The sequence below is a fragment of the Pseudoalteromonas sp. G5_S1_14_S5 genome (assembly GCF_054968605.1).
Window position 1 is genome coordinate 1 of sequence record NZ_JBQKUM010000006.1, and the last position, 18400, is coordinate 18400.

Here is an 18400-nt window from a genome sequence, read left to right on the forward strand (position 1 = left end):
GCTCAATGAGCGGCATTTTTGTAGCTGTAGCTAGCGTAATTTAGAATTACTTGTTTGCGACTTTTAGACCTGCGTTTACATCAACGATGTCTTGCTCGCTTAGTGTACCAATGGCTTGACGAAGCTGAAGCACACTTAGGATGTAGTTGTAACGAGCGTCTGAAAGGTTTTTGTTCGCATCGTACAGACGACGGGTTGAGTCTAGTACGTCAACGATGGTACGAGTACCTACATCGAAACCTGCTTCTGTTGCTTCAAGAGCCGACTGAGCAGAAACAACAGATTGTTCGTAAGCGCGTAGAGCACCAATTGAAGCACTGATGTTATTGTTGAATGCACGTACGTCTTTAACAACGCTACGGTAAGTTGCTTCTAGATCTTCACTTGCTGCAACGTAGTTGTATTCAGCCTGTTTGGTTAAAGAAGTTGTGTTACCACCAGTGTATAGAGGCACTACTAAGTTCAAACCGATATTCAGGTTGTCTTGGTCATAATCTTGAGAGCTGTTGGATTGATCAGCCAGAGCATAGCTACCGTCTAGCGTTAGACTCGGTAGGTGACCAGAGCTTGCTAGAGAGATGTTGTCTTTTGCTACATCTTGAGAGATTCGTGCAGCTAATAGACTAAGGTTCTTTTGCTCAGCTTGTTCTACAAGCGCTACAGCTGATTCTGAAGACTTGCTCGCTGAGAAGCGGTCGGTATCTAGGATGCTTAGTTGAGAGTGCTCTTGACCTGTAATTTCACGTAGACCTTCGTAGCTGTTCGTCAGAGTGTTCTCTGCCAGTACTTCATCTGCTAAAACGCCATCGTATTGAGCTTGCGCATCATGTACATCGGTAATTGCAGAAAGACCTACTTCAAAACGTTGCTTAGTTTGCTCTAGCTGACGAGCAACGGCTGCTTTTTCAGCACGGACAAACTCTAGGTTGTCTTGAGCACGAAGTACGTCGAAATAAGCTGTCGCTGTACGCAGGATCAACGCTTGTTGCTCTGCCGCGTATGCTGAATCAGCCTGGCGAGCTGTTTTCTCGGCGGTGTCTAGAGTTATCCATGAAGAGCGTTTGTAAAGCTCTTGAGAAAAACCAATCGCAGCTCCCCAAGTATTGTTATCGATACTTGAACTACCAACACCAGACGTGTTTCGGTCACCACGATTAATATCGTAGTTTGCTGTTAGATTAATTTGAGGTAGCAAGTCACTACGGCTTGACGTTACTGCTTCAAAAGCGGCATCGCGCTGCGCTGCTGAACGAAGAAGTTGTGGATCGTTCTGTTTTGCTTGGTCATAAACTTCAGCTAGCGTATCAGCGAAAGCTGATGAACTCAGGCTGCCAATTGCTGCACTGATAAATAGTGGAAGCAGTTTTTTCATTTTCCTATTCCTGCCTTTAATAGAATTTTCTTTAAAAGAGTTTAACCCAGTTTGGTGGTAATTTACTCGAAACTTTGCACTTTTTTACATTTAACTGTCCACTTGTGCAATATTTATTTTTTTAAAACTTAACTTTAATTGTAAGTTTTATATAAAAAGTTGAACCTTATCCTTGGTAGTTAACTCGGACAATGAGTAAACTATAAAGATCACTTAGTGAGGTACCAAATGCAACAGTCTGACAATCAACGACATGAGTTTACTCCGCAAGATGTGGAAATAGTCTCAAAAGAGACGCTGTTTCGTGGTTTTTTTAAAATGGTTAAGTACACATTTAAGCATAAGCTGTTTGACGGAGGCTGGAGCCAACCAATTGAGCGTGAAATGTTTGAACGTGGTCATGCTGCCGCTTTGTTACCTTATGATCCCGTGCGTGACGAAGTCGTGATCGTCGAACAGATCCGTGTTGGTGCTCTCGAACATGAGCATCCGTGGCAATACGAAATTGTTGCCGGGATTATCGATACCGATGAATCACCACAAGATGTGGCTCGTCGTGAAGCGATGGAAGAAGCTGGAGTCGAAGTCGGATCTGTGCTGCCTATCACTTCGTATTACCCTTCATCAGGCGGCTGTTCAGAGCGGCTTGATGTTTTTGTTGGTTGTGTCGATGCGACGACAGCCAAAGGTGTACACGGGTTGGATTACGAAGGTGAAGATATTCGTGTACAAGTGATGAGTCGTGAAGCGGCTTATCAACGGGTTAAAGACGGTGTGTTTGAAAATGGGGCCACGATCATTGCGCTTCAGTGGCTACAATTGAACTACCAAGAATTACAGTCAGAGTGGGTAGCTTAACGTCATGCCAAATATAGCGGTCAAGAAACCGTATCATGTTGATCTTGCTGAATTGATGCGAGTCTATGAGACGAATTATGCCAAACTAAACGCTTTACTGCCGATTGGGCATGAGGTTGGTGATGTCCGCTGTTACCAAGCCGTAAATATGGTGTATCAGTTGACAGTGAATGAGGTCACAAAATACACCACATTAATAGATATATGTCAAAGTGACGCGATGCCAGTGTTTCCTTTGCCAAAAATGTCTGTCAGGCTATATCACGACGCTCGAGTTGCAGAAGTGTGCGCCAGTGGGGATTTTTCGCGAGTTAAGGCGAAATATGACTATCCCAACACTAAGCTTCTGCAAAAGGACGAGAAATTTCAATTGAATAAATTTCTTGGGGAATGGTTAACGTTTTGTTTAAAAACTGGTATCGGCCGCAGCCCTATTGCTTTTTAATTGGAGCTTATTTAAGAACACTTTTAACGTCTAAACAGTAACGTATCTGGATTTGTTATTTTGGAATTATCACACACTTCAAAATTTGATGAGAGCAGTATTAAGCTTGTGCAGCTAACGGATACGCATTTATTTGCGCCGAGCAATGGCAGCTTACTAAGCATCAACACTCAAGATAGCTTTCGTGCTGTAGTCGATGGCATTGTTAGTCAGGGCTTTGACTATCAAGCGATCTTAGCGACTGGTGACATTTCTCAAGATCACAGCGCAGAGTCATACCAGAAATTTGAATCAGGGATTCAACCGTTAGAGAAGCCGTGTTACTGGCTACCTGGAAACCATGATTTTAAGCCTAATATGGGCAGTGTTTTACCATCACCACAAATTCAGTGTGTTGAGCATGTATTGTTAGGCGAGAGCTGGCAAATGATTATGTTGGACTCTCAAGTTGTTGGCGTTCCACATGGTCGCCTGAGCGATCAACAACTTGATTTATTAGAACAAAAGCTGGCGGAATTTCCTGAGCGCAATACTTTGGTTTTGTTGCACCACCACCCGTTATTAGTAGGCAGTGCATGGCTCGATCAACACAATTTGAAAGATGCTGATCAGTTCTGGGATGTGGTTCGACAGCATTCTAATGTGAGAGCGGTATTGTGTGGTCATGTTCACCAGGATATGAACCGAGAGCACCATGGTGTACAAGTTATGGCAACTCCGTCGACTTGTGTTCAGTTCAAACCGAACTCAGATGACTTCGCTGTAGATACCTTATCTCCTGGTTGGAGAGAGATTGAATTGCACCAAGACGGAACGGTGAGCACTCAAGTTCGTCGCCTACCTAACGGGCAGTTCTTACCTGATTTTGAAGCCGCCGGCTATTAATGAGGGTAGCTATTGATGTCTGAATCTATCGAGCAAACTGCAAAACCATCACTGCTTCTCTATATTCATGGTTTTAACAGTTCATCTAGCTCTCACAAAGCGACGGTGATGACGGAGTATTGCACAGAGCATCGTGCGGATATTAAGGTGCTAACTCCTCAACTGCCTAGTTTCCCGCAGCAAGCTGCATTTTACCTGCAGCAGCTGGTAGAACAATACAAAGATCAGTACCAGATCGCATTGGTTGGCAGCTCGTTAGGAGGCTACCTTTCAACTTGGCTTAACAGCCACTATGGCTTTAAAGTGGTTGTTGTAAACCCTGCGGTGAAACCATATGAGTTACTTGTCGACTACTTAGGTGAGCAAGTAAACCCATACACAAATGAACGATATGTCTTAGAAACTAAGCATATCGATGAGTTGAAGGCATTAGATGTTCCGGCTATCACAAAGCCAAGTGACTTTTGGTTACTTCAACAAACGGAAGATGAAGTTCTGGATTACCGACAAGCGGTAGAGAAGTATCAAGGTGCAACCCAAACATTAGAAGAGGGTGGGGATCATAGTTTTGTTGATTTTGAACGCTACCCACAGCAAATTATCACCTTTCTAAATCTATAACCTGATTTCTTCACTGAGTCGTAGCCTCTCTTTTTGCCTGTTATTTCATCTATCAATGGTGAAATATCATAGTTTGATGTCTTAGTTTTTGAACTAGCTTGACATCATTAGTCAGCTTCCAGACTATATTCCCCAATACTTCGCTCGTTCGCTCTGCTATGACGGTTCATAGTAATGATTCTGCTTTAGTGAAACTGGAGCCAGCGAACTGACGCAAACTTTTTGAGTAAACTCCGTATTATGACTGAACAATATAATGCAAAAGACCTTGAGGTACTTGAAGGTCTCGATCCTGTGCGACACCGCCCAGGTATGTATACCGAGACAGAAAGACCGAACCACCTTGCCCAAGAAGTCATTGATAACTCGGTCGATGAAGCACTAGCGGGACACGCTAAGAAAATCAAAGTTGTACTTCATGCAGACCAATCATTAGAAGTTACCGATGATGGTCGTGGTATGCCTGTCGATATCCACCCAGAAAAAGGCATCTCAGGTGTTGAGCTGATTTTAACCAAGCTTCACTCTGGTGGTAAGTTCTCGAACAACAACTACAAGTTTTCTGGTGGTTTGCACGGTGTAGGTATTTCGGTAGTAAATGCCCTATCTAAACGTGTTGAAGTTACGGTTCGCCGTGAAGGTCAAGTTCACGAGATCGCACTAGAAAACGGTCAAGCGGTTACTGAACTGATGGTTACTGGTACTTGTGGTCATCGCAACAGTGGTACGTCAGTACATTTCTGGCCTGATCCTAAATACTTTGATAGCTCTAAGTTTTCAACGCTTCGCTTGATCAACAATCTGCGCGCGAAAGCGGTACTTTGCCCTGGGTTAGAAATTACCTTCAGCGACAAAGTGAACAACGAAGAACACAAATGGTTCTATGAAGATGGCTTGAAAGACTATCTTGCTGAAGGGGTAAAAGGTTATACCTTATTGCCTGAAGAACCTTATGTGGGCGAATTTGTTGCTGAAACGGAAATGGCTAACTGGGCGATCATCTGGCAGCCAGAAGGCGGCGACATGATCACCGAGAGTTACGTGAACTTGGTACCAACTAAACAAGGTGGTACACACGTAAACGGTCTACGCCAAGGTCTATTGGATGCAATGCGTGAGTTCTGTGAATTCCGTAATCTATTACCACGTGGCGTAAAGCTAACGGGTGATGACATCTTTGATCGCTGTTCATACGTGCTATCGGTGAAGATGCAAGATCCTCAGTTTGCAGGTCAAACAAAAGAGCGTTTATCTTCTCGTCAAACGGCTGCATTTGTTTCTGGCGTGGTAAAAGATGCCTTCAGCCTATGGTTGAATGAAAAGCCACAGCTGGCAGAGCAGTTAGCGGAAGCTTGTATTGCCAATGCCCACCGTCGTATGCGTGCGAGTAAGAAAGTAGTACGTAAGAAAGTCGCTTCTGGCCCTGCACTGCCGGGTAAGCTGACCGACTGTTCAGTCCAAGACTTGAATCGCACTGAAATCTTCTTCGTGGAAGGGGACTCGGCGGGTGGTTCTGCTAAGCAAGCTCGCGATCGTGAGTTCCAAGCGGTAATGCCACTACGCGGTAAGATCCTGAATACGTGGGAAGTGTCGGCTGACCAAGTGTTGGCGTCTCAAGAAGTACACGATATCTCAGTAGCTTTGGGTATTGACCCAGACAACGATGACTTATCAGGCCTGCGTTACGGTAAGATCTGTATCCTTGCCGATGCGGACTCGGATGGACTTCATATCGCGACATTACTATGTGCACTATTCACTCGTCACTTCAGCGCCCTTGTTGAAGCGGGTCATATCTATGTAGCGATGCCGCCACTGTATCGTATCGACTGTGGTAAAGAGGTGTTCTACGCTCTGGATGACGATGAAAAAGATGGCGTACTTGAGCGCTTGTCTAAAAAGAAATCCAAAATCAACGTACAACGATTCAAAGGTCTGGGTGAGATGAACCCACTTCAGTTACGTGAAACCACCATGGATCCAAACACTCGTCGCCTTGTTCAATTAACTATTGACGATAACGAAGCGACACTGGAGATGATGGACATGCTGCTAGGTAAGAAACGCGCTGATGATCGCCGTACATGGTTACAGACAAACGGTGATATGGCCGAGGTATAATGGATGTCTAACGAAATTACATTTGATGGCGTTGAACAATTGCCAATGCGCAAGTTCACTGAGGACGCCTACTTAAACTATTCAATGTACGTAATCATGGATCGTGCATTGCCTTATATCGGTGACGGCCTTAAGCCTGTACAGCGCCGTATTATCTATGCGATGTCTGAGCTTGGTTTGTCTGCTGCTTCGAAATATAAGAAATCAGCACGTACCGTTGGTGACGTTCTAGGTAAGTATCACCCGCACGGTGACTCTGCTTGTTACGAAGCCATGGTTCTTATGGCGCAGCCGTTCTCTTACCGTTACCCATTGGTTGATGGTCAAGGTAACTGGGGTGCTCCTGATGATCCGAAATCATTTGCAGCGATGCGTTATACCGAAGCAAAACTGTCTAAGTTTGCTGAGGTACTACTTGGTGAATTAGGCCAAGGCACGGTTGAGTGGCAACCTAATTTTGATGGCACGATGAAAGAGCCACAAATGTTGCCTGCGCGTCTTCCTCATATCCTACTTAACGGTATCACTGGTATTGCGGTAGGTATGGCGACAGATATCCCACCACATAACGTGCGTGAGATTGCTGATGCGACGATTAAGCTAATCGATAGCCCGAAAGCTGAGCTATCGGAGATCATGGAAAGCGTACAAGGCCCTGACTATCCAACAGAAGCTGAGATTATTTCTCCGAAGTCGGATATCGAAAAGATTTACAAAACGGGTCGTGGCAGCATCAAGATGCGTGCAGTTTGGCATAAAGAAGGCTCTGATATTGTTATCACAGCTCTGCCTCACCAAGTGTCGGGCGCTAAGCTACTTGAACAAATCGCTAACCAGATGCGCGCTAAGAAGCTGCCAATGGTTGATGACCTGCGTGATGAATCGGATCACGAGAACCCAACTCGTATTGTAGTTGTGCCTCGTTCGAATCGTATCGATTGTGATCAACTGATGAGTCACTTGTTTGCTTCGACAGATCTTGAGAAGAACTTCCGTGTTAACTTGAACATGATAGGCCTAGACAGCCGCCCTCAAGTTAAAGGTTTAGTTCAAATCCTGAAAGAGTGGATTGAGTTCCGTCGCACAACGGTTCGTCGTCGTCTGCAGCACCGTTTAGATAAAGTGCTAGCACGCCTGCACATCTTGGAAGGTTTGCTGGTTGCTTACCTCAACCTTGATGAAGTGATTGAGATCATCCGAACTGAGGATGACCCTAAAGCGGTTCTAATGGAGCGCTTTGGTATTACGGAAATTCAAGCTGACGCTATTCTTGATACTAAACTTCGCCACCTTGCGAAGCTGGAAGAGATGAAGATCCGCGGCGAGCAAGATGAATTAGAGAAAGAGCGTGAGAAGCTAGAGAAGCTACTGGGCTCTGAGCGTCGTCTAAACACACTTATCAAGAAAGAAATTCAGGCAGATGCTGAGAAATACGGTGATGACCGTAGCTCTCCATTAGTTGAACGTGCTGAAGCTAAAGCGATGACTGAGCGTGATTTGGTACCTAGTGAACCAATCACAGTCGTGCTTTCTGAAAAAGGTTGGATTCGTCATGCGAAAGGGCATGAGGTTGATGCTGAAGGCTTGAACTACAAATCGGGTGATAAATTCCTAGCGAGCGCTAAGGGTAAGAGCAATCAACAAGCGGTGTTCCTTGGCAGTGATGGTCGAAGCTACTCCCTTGAGTCTCACTCATTACCATCTGCACGAAGCCAAGGTGAGCCAATTACTGGTCGCTTGAATATCAGCGCGGGCACTTCTATCCGCCAAGTGGTGATGGGAGAAGATGAACAGCTATGGTTAGTTGGCTCTGATGCTGGTTACGGCTTTGTTTGTAAGGGGAGCGATCTGCTGTCTAAGAACAAGAGCGGTAAAGCTTTGGTTAACCTACCGCAATCTTCAGAAGTGATGGCGCCCAGTCCAATTGCTGATTTGGAAAGTAACCAGATTCTAGCGATTACCAACCAAGGCCGTATGTTGTTGTTCCCAATCAAAGACTTACCTCAATTGAGCAAAGGTAAGGGTAATAAGATCATCAACATTCCTTCTGCGAAAGCCAAAGAGCGTGAAGAGTTTGTATCACACTTGATGGCTATTCCTGAGAATGCAACGCTGACTATCTACGCAGGCAAACGTAAGCTTGGCTTGAAACCGGCTGATCTTGAAAACTTCCGTGGTGAACGTGGTCGTCGTGGTGGTCTACTGCCAAGAGGCCTACAGCGTGTGACTCGCATTGATATCGAAGAGCCAAGTGAACCTTAAAGACACTTGATGCTATCTTCGGATAAAAGAAAACCCAGCCTGTGAGCTGGGTTTTTTGTATTTGTCTGTCAGTTGTTTTGAATCGCTTACTTTTAGCGTTTGCTCTAAAGGCGAGTATCTTCAGCAATCGTTACTTTAAGGGTCTTGCTTTTACCTTGGCGTAAGATGCCGACATCGATCACCGTGCCTGGGCGTAAATCAGTAACGATGTCCATCACGCTCTGACGTCCATTCACCTGGTTGTTGTTGATGCTGACAATAATATCTTGAGATTCAAAACCTGCGTCTGCAGCCGGACCATTCGGATCGATACCCAACACCACAATCCCACCGATATTCTTCGTACCCAACATGCGAGAGGTGACTGAGTTGATATCTTGCCCATCGATACCGATGTAACCGCGAATCACACGACCATCAGCAATGATCTTTTCCATGATTTTATTGGCAAGTGGGTAGGGGATAGCAAATGAGATCCCGTAGGTTTCCATATCGGTCGCTTGTTGGAAAGAGGCTGTGTTAATACCGACTAGCTCACCTTGTGAGTTCACCAGTGCACCACCAGAGTTGCCTTCATTGATAGCAGCATCTGTTTGGATAAAGGCTTGATGACCGTCAGCACTGATCGAAGAGCGTCCTGTCGCCGAGATGATGCCGAAGGTCGTGGTTTGACCTAAGTTGTACGGGTTACCGATAGCCAGTACCACATCGCCAACGTTAGCTTTGTAGTTCGGGTTGAGTGGAATAACTGGGAGGTTGTCGCCACTGACTCTGAGTATCGCGATGTCAGTACGTTTATCTGAGCCCACTAATTGTGCCGCGGCAACTCGGCCGTCTTGAAGCGCAACAATAATTTGGTCAGCTTGAGCCACAACGTGGAAGTTGGTAATGATGTAGCCTTTTTCGCTAACGATTACCCCTGAGCCTAAGCCTTGTGTAAGGAGTTTGTTACGATCACTTTCTGCGTATTTACGGCTATAAATATTAACCACCGCTGGCGCAGCGCGGCGTACAGCTTGATTAAATGAAATCTGAGGAGAGCTAATATTATCGACTTTGGGATTAGTCACATCTGCGACAATCGCTGGCCGTAAGCTAGGAAAGGCCAGAAGAATCAGCGCCGCTGAAACGAGTCCAAGGGAAATAGAACGAAATAGAAAGGACAGCATGTTTCCCTCTTCGACAGGTAAGGTATTGAGCCTCCACGTATGGGTGACTAGTTTGAATTACTTGTGAAGCATAGCATTTTGATTCATCTAAATAAAAGAGAGACTAAGTAAGTTTAAAGCAAACTTACAAAGTCTCCCTGTGTTTATGTGGGCAAAGTAGCTATCGAATTACCAGATAGATGGTTCTATCACCTCGCTGGATATTGAGTGCTAATACGCCAGGGTGTTTTTCAACAATCGCTCTAAACTCAGCGAGATTCTTAACTGTCTGACGATTCACTCCGATGATGATGTCATCTTTTAGAAGTTGATAAGCTTCCGCTGGTGAACCTTGAGCTACGCTTGATACTTTCACGCCTGTTGCTGGGTCATTGCTAGTGGTGTTGGTAAGTTCGGCGCCAGTTAGCCCTTCGTGAAGCTTCTCGGCTTTGGTTTTGCTATTGGTTGATTCACCCAGCGTTACATCGAAGATTTTATTCTTACCATCGCGAACGACACCTAACTCGATCTCTTTGCCTGCACCGAGCGTTGCGATTTTTGCTCTTAACTCGCTGAAGGTATCGATGCGTTTACCATTAATAGAGACGATAATGTCACCCGCTTTTAACCCAGCGTCATCAGCGGCACTGTCTGGCACAACTTGGCTAACGAAGGCGCCTTTACTGGATTCATAACCTAATGCCTCTGCAAGTTCTGAGGTGATTTCACCACCTTGAACGCCAAGCATGCCGCGTTTAACTTCACCGAAATCGATAATCTGTTCTGTCAGGTTTTTCATCATGTTGGATGGAATTGCAAAGCCGATACCGACATTACCTCCGTTGGGGCCAAGAATGGCTGTGTTGATACCAATCAGCTCACCATTTAGGTTCACTAGCGCTCCACCTGAGTTACCGCTGTTGATTGCGGCATCGGTTTGAATGAAGTTTTCGAAGTTTTCGAGATTGAGGCCGCTGCGTCCAAGAGCAGAAACGATGCCTGATGTCACTGTTTGGCCAAGTCCAAAGGGGTTACCAATCGCGACAGTGAAATCACCGACTCTCAACTTATCGGAGTCTGCGAGCTTTATCTGAGTGAGGTTCTTGGCTTTTTCTAATTTTAAGAGGGCAATATCGGACATCTGGTCACCGCCGATAAGCTCAGCATCGTACTCTCGACCGTCATGAAGTCTTACTTTGATATCGTCAGCACCATCAATTACATGGTAGTTGGTGACGATATGACCTTTCTTGGCGTCAATGATCACGCCTGAGCCTAAACCGCGAAATGGACGCTCACGTGTTTGCTCTGGGCCAAAAAAGAATTGGAATTGTTCAGGGATTTGCTGACGTTGTACTTGTTTGCCTTCAACGGCGATACTAACTACAGCGGGGGTCACTTGCTCAAGCATAGGCGCAAGGCTTGGTAATTGTTCATTACCCACACTTAATGGGAGTGCGGCAGTAGCTTGAATGGGGGTGATGATTGAACTTAAGCTTAAAGTCAGTACAGATAAAGCAAGCAAAGGTTTTTTCATCATAAACTCCTCTCTGGTTAAGGTCTTACCCCTCTCATTACGTCTAATACGTTTAAGAAGTTTCAAATGACCTGAGTGAAAGTTATGACTCAAAAACCTTTATAAAGTTCACCTAAGTGTTAAATGTTTATGATGCTTTTGCAGTGACGACATCAGGAGCTTCAATGATTTCTTTCTTCTGCTCGGTAAATAAACCAGTCGCGCCATTCGCGTAATCTTTAGGTTGCTCTTCCAGGGCTGTTTCTTTGGTTGCCGACTTTTCTTGTGGCTTTTCTGAATGAGCAGCCGCTGTCTTCACAAACGGATTGTCTTGCTCGGGTAGGTTAGGGAGCAGCTCCGAGCTGGTTTTTTCCATGTGTTGGTACAGTTTTGTGTAGTCCTTACCTAAGGTGTCCAACATCTCTGCTGATTTCGCAAAGTGATCAGCCAGCTCTTGTCGCTGCTGTTCAAGGGCAAACTTTGCGCTATCTAATTCTTTCTGTACGTTCTTTTGCTTCTTGTATTCAGGTGTCATGAGACGAGAGATAGCGACCCCTAGAATAACTCCGATTAGTAAACCGGCAATGGCATACATCCAAGGCATAACAGCTCCTTATTGTTGTTTTTAACATGTTTGTTACTGCTTAGTTACACGTTCTACGTCTCCATGGTACTATGAGAAAGCCGCAGTATAAAGAGAAATGCATGTGCGCTATTTAGCATTAATGCTGCATTATTCTCTGCATAATGTCACGTCCCTTACTGTTTGAGCTTAATTTTATTCGCTGTCTGATATCGCTTTCATTGTGGAAATGTCGTCATGAATCCCGTCAAAAAATACGAACAAGATATAAAAGAGCATGGATTTCAAAGAGATCCAGCACAAGAGCAAGCCGTTAAATCTTTAGATGAACTTTTTCACCAGTTCCAAGATTATGTGAATACCCCTATCCCTCAATTGACTCGATTTCAGAAATTGCTCGGTAAAAAGCCAGAGCTACCAACTCCACCTAAAGGGCTTTACTTTTGGGGCGGTGTAGGGCGTGGTAAAACTTATCTGATGGATACGTTCTACGATGCCTTGCCGACCACTAAAAAAATGCGAGTGCACTTTCATCGTTTTATGTATCGAGTGCATGACGAATTAAAGGCGCTGGGCAATGTGAGTGATCCTCTGCCTTTGGTTGCGGGTAAGTTGAAACAAGAGGCGGATATTATCTGTTTCGATGAGTTTTTCGTTTCTGATATCACCGACGCGATGATCTTAGGTACCTTATTCCAAGAGTTATTCGCACGAAACGTTATCTTAGTTGCGACCTCAAATATTCCTCCTGCAGACCTGTATCGTAATGGTCTGCAACGTGCGCGTTTCTTACCTGCGATTAAGCTGATTCAAGACAACTGCTATATTCTTAATGTGGACAGCGGTATTGATTATCGTCTGCGCACATTAGAGCAGGCTGAGATTTATCACTATCCACTCGATAGCCAAGCGAACATCAATCTTGAAAAGTACTACAGCCAATTGGTTGGGGAAGATAAAGAGAGACTTAAGCAGATTGAAGTGAATCATCGTCAGTTAAATGTTATCGAAGCAAGCGATGGCGTGTTGCATGGTACTTTTGCTCAGCTTTGTCAGTCAGCCCGAAGCCAGAATGATTACATTGAATTGTCTCGCGTTTACCACACTGTTCTCTTGGCAGATGTTCTGCAAATGGGCGCGACTTCTGATGATGCAGCAAGACGTTTTATCGCATTAGTGGACGAGTTCTATGAGCGCAATGTAAAGCTGATTATTTCCGCCGAAGTAGAGCTAGAAAATTTATATACCCACGGCCAGCTAGAGTTTGAATTTAAACGTTGCCAGTCGCGTTTAATCGAAATGCAGAGCCATGAATATTTAGCAAAAGAGCACTTGAGTTAGATAGGATTATCTCGATTGAGAAGTAGAAATAAAAAAATCGTGATTTTGTTCAAAAAGAGGTGATTTTTTCTTCGCTCTTCTCTATAATCCTGCGACCTACCGTTACTGCGGGCCTCTAACGATGAGTTAAATCACGTTATGCCAAGAGTTTTCCAACACTCGAAGGGGTGATGAATGGTGACTCTTAGACAGTGGGAATACGCGAGTATTCCTTAAGTGTAAATTTTTTAAATAGGTAATTATTAGCATGAAAACTTTCGTTGCTAAACCAGAAACTGTAAAACGCGACTGGTATGTTGTAGACGCTGAAGGTAAAACTCTTGGTCGTCTAGCAAGTGAAATCGCTTCTCGCCTTCGTGGTAAGCACAAAGCAGAATACACTCCTCACGTAGACACTGGTGATTACATCATCGTTGTTAACGCTGAGAAAGTTGCTGTAACTGGTAACAAAGCTAAGGGTAAGGTTTACTACCGTCACTCTGAGTTCCCAGGTGGTCTTAAGTCTATCACTTTCGAAAAGCTGATCGACAAGAAGCCAGAAATGGTTCTAGAACTAGCTGTTAAAGGTATGCTTCCACGTGGTCCTCTAGGCCGCGCTATGTACCGTAAGCTAAAAGTATACGCTGGTGCTGAGCACAACCATGTTGCTCAACAACCACAAGTACTAGACATCTAATTGGGGATTATGAAAATGGCAGAGAATCAATACTACGGCACTGGTCGTCGCAAAAGCTCAGCAGCTCGTGTTTTCATCAAACCAGGTTCTGGTGAGATCGTAATCAACAAGCGTAGCCTTGATGTTTACTTCGGTCGTCCAACTTCTCGTATGGTTGTTAAGCAACCTCTTGAGCTAGTTGAACTAACTGAGAAACTTGACCTTTACATCACTGTTTCTGGTGGTGGTATTTCTGGTCAAGCTGGCGCAATCCGCCACGGTATCACTCGCGCTCTTATGGAGTACGATGAAACTCTACGTCCTGCTCTACGTGCAGCTGGTTACGTTACTCGTGACGCTCGTTGCGTTGAACGTAAGAAAGTTGGTCTACGTAAAGCACGTCGTAAACCTCAATTCTCTAAGCGTTAATTTTTCTTTACGAAAGAGTACACGCTCCCAGCTTTATTGCTGGAATTGTGGTTCAAAGCTCGGCTATATGCCGGGCTTTTTGTTTTTCTACCCCCCGCTAAATGCTTTTCCCCTCTCGTTTTATTTACAAATTCTTGTATTTTGAAAGCTTTTGTAACTCAATGTGCGCTTTGCCTCATGATTGTTACAAAAAGGTAGCTTTATCTTGTCAAAAAGTAGGGTTTTATTTATCATTTGCCGTCAATAAATAGAACTAAATACATATTTTGTTAGCCATGCTCTTTAATCGGAATAATTTCAATCCACAAGGAGCAAATGGGAGAATGTTTGGATGAGCAACGCGCCTTTAAATAACGGTCGCAGGCGTTTCTTAACCGCAACAACAGCCGTTGTTGGTGGTTTGGGAGCTGCTGCTGTAGCCGTGCCTTTTATTAAATCATGGAATCCGAGTGCCAAGGCGAAAGCTGCGGGTGCACCGGTGGAAGTGGAAGTCAGCAAGTTAGAACCGGGACAAATGGTTCGTGTCGAATGGCAAGGCAAACCTGTATGGGTTGTACGCCGTGCTGAATCGGTACTAGAAAACCTAAAATCTATAGGTGCTCAACTCCGTGACCCTCAATCTGAAGCTGAACAACAGCCACAATACGCACAGAACGAATTCCGTTCAATTAAGCCGGAATTCTTCGTTGCTGTTGGTTTCTGTACGCACTTAGGTTGCTCTCCAACTTACCTACCTGATTCTTTCGCAGAACAAGTGCAAGGTGTTAAGTCTGGTTTCTTCTGTCCGTGTCATGGTTCGAAATTTGATATGGCTGGTCGAGTATTTCAAGGCGTACCTGCACCATTGAACCTTGTTGTGCCAAAGCATATGTATTTAAGCGACACCAAGATCCTGATCGGTATTGACGAGGGAGATGCATAATGCAAGGACTACTAGACTGGGTTGAAAAACGTATACCTGCGATGAATGCTTACAAAAAGCACTTATCTGAATACCCAATGCCTAAGAACTTTAACTTTTGGTACCTTTTCGGTTCTTTGGCAATGTTGGTATTGGTTAACCAAATCCTAACTGGTATTTGGTTAACAATGAACTACGTACCGTCTGGTGATGGTGCGTTTGCTTCAGTTGAATACATCATGCGTGACGTAGAATACGGTTGGTTACTACGTTACATGCACTCGACGGGTGCTTCGGCATTCTTCGTAGTTATATACCTGCACATGTTTCGTGGTCTAATCTACGGTTCTTACCAAAAACCTCGTGAGCTACTTTGGATCTTCGGTATGTTGATATTCTTGGTACTTATGGCTGAGGCTTTCATGGGTTACCTACTACCATGGGGTCAAATGTCTTACTGGGGTGCTCAGGTAATCATTTCTCTGTTTGGTGCGATCCCTGTTATCGGTGATGACCTAACGCTTTGGATCCGTGGTGATTACATCATCTCTGGTGCAACGCTGAACCGCTTCTTCGCACTGCACGTTATCGCGCTACCAATCGTGCTTCTACTGCTTATTGTACTTCACGTGTTGGCATTGCACGAAGTTGGTTCGAATAACCCAGACGGTATCGAAACTAAACTTCCTAAGGGTACAATGGGCGACGGCTACAAAACTCAGTTCCCATTCCACAAGGATTACACGAAGAAATACGACATCATCGACTCTATTCCTTTCCACCCATACGGGACTGTGAAAGATATGGTAGGTGTTGCTGGTTTCCTATTCTTGTTCTGTTACGTGCTGTTCTTCAACCCTGAAATGGGTGGATACTTCCTTGAGCCGCCTAACTTTGAAGCTGCGAACCCACTGAAGACACCTGAGCATATCGCACCTGTATGGTACTTCACGCCGTTCTATGCAGTCCTGCGTGCGGTTCCTGACAAGCTGCTAGGTGTTGTAGCGATGGGAGCATCAATTGTTGTGCTATTCTTACTACCGTGGTTTGACCGTTGTAAAGTACGTTCGTACCGTTACCGTAGTAAATTGCATTTGATTAATATCATCCAATTCACAATAAGCTTTATTGCGCTTGGTGTACTTGGTGCGCTTCCAGCAACGCCAACTTACACGCTACTAGCACAAATCTTTAGCTTAGGTTACTTCATGTTCTTCGTTCTACTGTGGTTCTACAGTAAAAATGAAGCGACGAAACCATTACCAGAAAGGGTGACGTTCAAATGAAAAAGTGGATTGTAATTTTATTCGCTATGTTGCCGTCTTTGGCGATGGCAGCGGGTGCAAACGTACCATTAGACAAAGCGAACAATGACTTAACGGATAAAGCTTCATTGCAAAATGGCGCTAAGATGTTCATGAACTACTGTTTCGGTTGTCACTCGACGCAATACCAACGTTATGAACGTGTTGCGAATGACTTAGAAATTCCTGTAGATTTAATGAAGGAAAATCTGATTTTCGACCCAGAAGCGAAAATTGGTAGCTTGATGGTTAATGCGATGCCAGCTGAGCAAGCGGCAAGCTGGTTTGGTGCTCCGCCACCAGATCTGACTTTGGTTGCTCGTGTTCGTGGTGCAGATTGGCTATACACATACCTTCGTACTTTCTACGAAGATCCATCTCGTCCATTTGGTGTGAACAACATTGTTTTCCCAAGCGTAGGTATGCCACACGTACTTGAAGAACTACAAGGTATCCCAACGCCAATCTACGAAACTCATATCGTAGATGGTGAAGAGGTTGAAGTGGTTGTTGGTACTGAAACTGACGGTTCTGGTGAGCTAAGTGCAGGTGAGTACGACGACGCGGTTCGTGACCTAGTAAACTTCCTTGTTTACTCAGGCGACCCGGTGAAACTTGAGCGTCACGCAATGGGTTGGTGGGTAATGGCTTTCTTAGTATTGTTCACGATCATCGTGGTTCTGCTGAAGAAAGAGTATTGGCGTGATGTGCACTAATTGTGCTATAATAACATGCTAATTCCCAAATTATGTTAATGTTCAATGGAGGCTTTAGGCCTCCATTGTTTTTATTTAAAGTGTACTGGAGGGCTCCATGGCTGTAGCTGCCAATAAACGTTCTGTAATGACTCTTTTCTCAAGTGCTTCTGATATGTATAGCCATCAGGTGCGCATCGTTCTTGCTGAAAAAGGCGTAAGTGTTGAAGTTGAGTTGGTTGATGAAAAAAATCTTCCAGCAGAGCTTGTTGAACTGAACCCGTACAAATCAGTACCAACTCTTATTGATCGCGAGCTTGCTCTTTACGACTCTAAGATCATCATGGAATACCTAGATGAGCGTTTCCCTCATCCACCATTGATGCCTGTATACCCGGTTGCTCGAGGTAACAGCCGTCTAATGATGTACCGTATTGAGCGCAACTGGTACTCAGTCGCAGAGAAGATTGTTAAGGGCAATGCTGAAGAATCTGAAGCTGCACGTACTAAACTTCGTAACGATCTACTAACTCTTGCTCCTATCTTTGCTGAGTTCGAGTACTTCATGAGCGAAGAATTTAGCCTAATCGATTGCTACCTTGCTCCGCTACTATGGCGTTTACCTGAGCTTGGTATCGAGCTAATTGGCCCTGGTTCTAAAGAGCTTAAAGTTTACATGAACCGCGTATTTGAACGTGATTCATTCCTTGCTTCTCTAACAGAAGCTGAGCGCGAGATGCGACTAGTTCGCTAAGCGTTATGGATATTTCAAATATGACACCACGCCGACCATATATGCTGCGTGCATTTTATGATTGGTTGGTTGATAACGAATTAACTCCACACCTTGTTGTTGAAGCAACATTACCTGGGGTGCGAGTTCCAGAAGAGTTTGTTCAAGATGGCCAGATCATTCTGAACATCGCGCCTCGAGCTGTTGGGCAACTTGAACTGGGTAACGAAGCAGTGACGTTTAGTGCTCGTTTTAGTGGTCGTCCTCACTCTGTGATCGTCCCACTTTATGCTGTACAGGCGATTTACGCTCGTGAGAATGGTGCTGGTACCATGTTTGAACCTGAAGAGGCTTACATGACGTCGCTTGAAGAAGGGATTGAAGACGGTCCTTTCGAAGAGACAGAAAAAGGCCCATCTTTGAGCGTTGCAACGGATGAACCAGAAGCTGAAGAGCCAGACTCAGCCCCTGAGCCTCCTCGCCCAGCGAAAGGCCGTCCAAGCCTTCGTGTTATCAAATAACGTTAGTTAT

18 protein-coding genes are annotated in these 18400 nt (G+C 44.8%); 14 read left to right on the top strand and 4 right to left on the bottom strand.

The window, feature by feature from the left end:
- Window positions 1-46: 46 nt before the first annotated feature.
- Window positions 47-1372: an outer membrane channel protein TolC gene (tolC, locus tag ACTRWI_RS03020; RefSeq protein WP_499129253.1), complete on the bottom strand. Its 1326-nt coding sequence runs from the start codon at window positions 1370-1372 to the stop codon at window positions 47-49.
- Window positions 1373-1600: 228 nt separating this feature from the next.
- Between tolC and nudF the strand changes: the two genes are divergently transcribed.
- The 6 genes from nudF to parC all read left to right on the top strand — a co-directional run bounded on the left by nudF (window position 1601) and on the right by parC (window position 8564).
- The gene (nudF, locus tag ACTRWI_RS03025) at window positions 1601-2230 is read left to right on the top strand and encodes an ADP-ribose diphosphatase (protein ID WP_499129255.1); all 630 of its coding nucleotides are present in this window, start codon (window positions 1601-1603) and stop codon (window positions 2228-2230) included.
- Between the two features lie 4 nt (window positions 2231-2234).
- Window positions 2235-2675, top strand: coding sequence for a DUF1249 family protein (locus ACTRWI_RS03030; protein WP_499129257.1), 441 nt, complete (start codon window positions 2235-2237; stop codon window positions 2673-2675).
- Window positions 2676-2735: 60 nt separating this feature from the next.
- Window positions 2736-3560 carry a 3',5'-cyclic-AMP phosphodiesterase gene (cpdA, locus tag ACTRWI_RS03035; protein ID WP_499129259.1) on the top strand — a complete coding sequence of 275 codons (825 nt, stop codon included), beginning with the start codon at window positions 2736-2738 and terminating at the stop codon, window positions 3558-3560.
- Between the two features lie 15 nt (window positions 3561-3575).
- Window positions 3576-4181, top strand: a complete 606-nt coding sequence (gene yqiA, locus ACTRWI_RS03040; protein ID WP_499129261.1) for an esterase YqiA — start codon at window positions 3576-3578, stop codon at window positions 4179-4181.
- 240 nt (window positions 4182-4421) lie between these two features.
- Entirely contained in the window at window positions 4422-6302 is a 1881-nt protein-coding gene (gene parE / locus ACTRWI_RS03045; protein WP_499129263.1) for a DNA topoisomerase IV subunit B, read from the top strand.
- A gap of 3 nt (window positions 6303-6305) precedes the next feature.
- On the top strand, window positions 6306-8564 hold the full coding sequence (gene parC / locus ACTRWI_RS03050; RefSeq protein WP_499129265.1) for a DNA topoisomerase IV subunit A: 2259 nt from the start codon (window positions 6306-6308) through the stop codon (window positions 8562-8564).
- Between the two features lie 104 nt (window positions 8565-8668).
- Here parC and degS read toward each other — a convergent pair whose 3' ends face one another.
- The 3 genes from degS to zapG form a co-directional block, all read right to left on the bottom strand.
- The gene (gene degS / locus ACTRWI_RS03055) at window positions 8669-9733 is read right to left on the bottom strand and encodes an outer membrane-stress sensor serine endopeptidase DegS (protein ID WP_499129267.1); all 1065 of its coding nucleotides are present in this window, start codon (window positions 9731-9733) and stop codon (window positions 8669-8671) included.
- A gap of 160 nt (window positions 9734-9893) precedes the next feature.
- On the bottom strand, window positions 9894-11249 hold the full coding sequence (locus ACTRWI_RS03060; RefSeq protein ID WP_499129374.1) for a Do family serine endopeptidase: 1356 nt from the start codon (window positions 11247-11249) through the stop codon (window positions 9894-9896).
- A gap of 127 nt (window positions 11250-11376) precedes the next feature.
- Window positions 11377-11832 carry a Z-ring associated protein ZapG gene (gene zapG / locus ACTRWI_RS03065; protein WP_499129269.1) on the bottom strand — a complete coding sequence of 152 codons (456 nt, stop codon included), beginning with the start codon at window positions 11830-11832 and terminating at the stop codon, window positions 11377-11379.
- Between the two features lie 216 nt (window positions 11833-12048).
- Between zapG and zapE the strand changes: the two genes are divergently transcribed.
- The 8 genes from zapE (at window position 12049) to sspB (ending at window position 18390) form a co-directional block, all read left to right on the top strand.
- Complete coding sequence (gene zapE / locus ACTRWI_RS03070) at window positions 12049-13152, top strand: cell division protein ZapE (RefSeq protein WP_499129271.1); 1104 nt, start codon at window positions 12049-12051, stop codon at window positions 13150-13152.
- Window positions 13153-13399: 247 nt separating this feature from the next.
- On the top strand, window positions 13400-13828 hold the full coding sequence (gene rplM, locus ACTRWI_RS03075) for a 50S ribosomal protein L13 (RefSeq protein ID WP_004740759.1): 429 nt from the start codon (window positions 13400-13402) through the stop codon (window positions 13826-13828).
- 15 nt (window positions 13829-13843) lie between these two features.
- Entirely contained in the window at window positions 13844-14236 is a 393-nt protein-coding gene (rpsI, locus tag ACTRWI_RS03080) for a 30S ribosomal protein S9 (protein ID WP_004740758.1), read from the top strand.
- A 331-nt stretch (window positions 14237-14567) separates the two neighbouring features.
- A complete protein-coding gene (gene petA / locus ACTRWI_RS03085) occupies window positions 14568-15158 on the top strand; it encodes a ubiquinol-cytochrome c reductase iron-sulfur subunit (RefSeq protein ID WP_499129281.1) in 591 nt (196 codons plus the stop codon).
- A complete protein-coding gene (locus ACTRWI_RS03090) occupies window positions 15158-16423 on the top strand; it encodes a cytochrome b (RefSeq protein ID WP_063523419.1) in 1266 nt (421 codons plus the stop codon). The genes petA and ACTRWI_RS03090 overlap by 1 nt, the downstream gene beginning before the upstream one ends.
- On the top strand, window positions 16420-17157 hold the full coding sequence (locus ACTRWI_RS03095) for a cytochrome c1 (protein WP_499129284.1): 738 nt from the start codon (window positions 16420-16422) through the stop codon (window positions 17155-17157). Before ACTRWI_RS03090 ends, ACTRWI_RS03095 begins: the two co-directional genes overlap by 4 nt.
- A 97-nt stretch (window positions 17158-17254) precedes the next feature.
- Window positions 17255-17890, top strand: coding sequence for a stringent starvation protein SspA (sspA, locus tag ACTRWI_RS03100; protein WP_499129286.1), 636 nt, complete (start codon window positions 17255-17257; stop codon window positions 17888-17890).
- Between the two features lie 20 nt (window positions 17891-17910).
- Complete coding sequence (gene sspB / locus ACTRWI_RS03105) at window positions 17911-18390, top strand: ClpXP protease specificity-enhancing factor (RefSeq protein ID WP_499129287.1); 480 nt, start codon at window positions 17911-17913, stop codon at window positions 18388-18390.
- Window positions 18391-18400: the final 10 nt, after the last annotated feature.

What these genes read in the sequence shown, in the direction of transcription:
- tolC (WP_499129253.1), bottom strand. Translation starts at nt 1,372, where the DNA reads ATGAAAAAACTGCTTCCACTATTTATCAGTGCAGCAATTGGCAGCCTG.
- nudF (WP_499129255.1), top strand. Translation starts at nt 1,601, where the DNA reads ATGCAACAGTCTGACAATCAACGACATGAGTTTACTCCGCAAGATGTG.
- ACTRWI_RS03030 (WP_499129257.1), top strand. Translation starts at nt 2,235, where the DNA reads ATGCCAAATATAGCGGTCAAGAAACCGTATCATGTTGATCTTGCTGAA.
- yqiA (WP_499129261.1), top strand. Translation starts at nt 3,576, where the DNA reads ATGTCTGAATCTATCGAGCAAACTGCAAAACCATCACTGCTTCTCTAT.
- parE (WP_499129263.1), top strand. Translation starts at nt 4,422, where the DNA reads ATGACTGAACAATATAATGCAAAAGACCTTGAGGTACTTGAAGGTCTC.
- parC (WP_499129265.1), top strand. Translation starts at nt 6,306, where the DNA reads ATGTCTAACGAAATTACATTTGATGGCGTTGAACAATTGCCAATGCGC.
- degS (WP_499129267.1), bottom strand. Translation starts at nt 9,733, where the DNA reads ATGCTGTCCTTTCTATTTCGTTCTATTTCCCTTGGACTCGTTTCAGCG.
- ACTRWI_RS03060 (WP_499129374.1), bottom strand. Translation starts at nt 11,249, where the DNA reads ATGAAAAAACCTTTGCTTGCTTTATCTGTACTGACTTTAAGCTTAAGT.
- zapG (WP_499129269.1), bottom strand. Translation starts at nt 11,832, where the DNA reads ATGCCTTGGATGTATGCCATTGCCGGTTTACTAATCGGAGTTATTCTA.
- zapE (WP_499129271.1), top strand. Translation starts at nt 12,049, where the DNA reads ATGAATCCCGTCAAAAAATACGAACAAGATATAAAAGAGCATGGATTT.
- rplM (WP_004740759.1), top strand. Translation starts at nt 13,400, where the DNA reads ATGAAAACTTTCGTTGCTAAACCAGAAACTGTAAAACGCGACTGGTAT.
- rpsI (WP_004740758.1), top strand. Translation starts at nt 13,844, where the DNA reads ATGGCAGAGAATCAATACTACGGCACTGGTCGTCGCAAAAGCTCAGCA.
- petA (WP_499129281.1), top strand. Translation starts at nt 14,568, where the DNA reads ATGAGCAACGCGCCTTTAAATAACGGTCGCAGGCGTTTCTTAACCGCA.
- ACTRWI_RS03090 (WP_063523419.1), top strand. Translation starts at nt 15,158, where the DNA reads ATGCAAGGACTACTAGACTGGGTTGAAAAACGTATACCTGCGATGAAT.
- ACTRWI_RS03095 (WP_499129284.1), top strand. Translation starts at nt 16,420, where the DNA reads ATGAAAAAGTGGATTGTAATTTTATTCGCTATGTTGCCGTCTTTGGCG.
- sspA (WP_499129286.1), top strand. Translation starts at nt 17,255, where the DNA reads ATGGCTGTAGCTGCCAATAAACGTTCTGTAATGACTCTTTTCTCAAGT.
- sspB (WP_499129287.1), top strand. Translation starts at nt 17,911, where the DNA reads ATGACACCACGCCGACCATATATGCTGCGTGCATTTTATGATTGGTTG.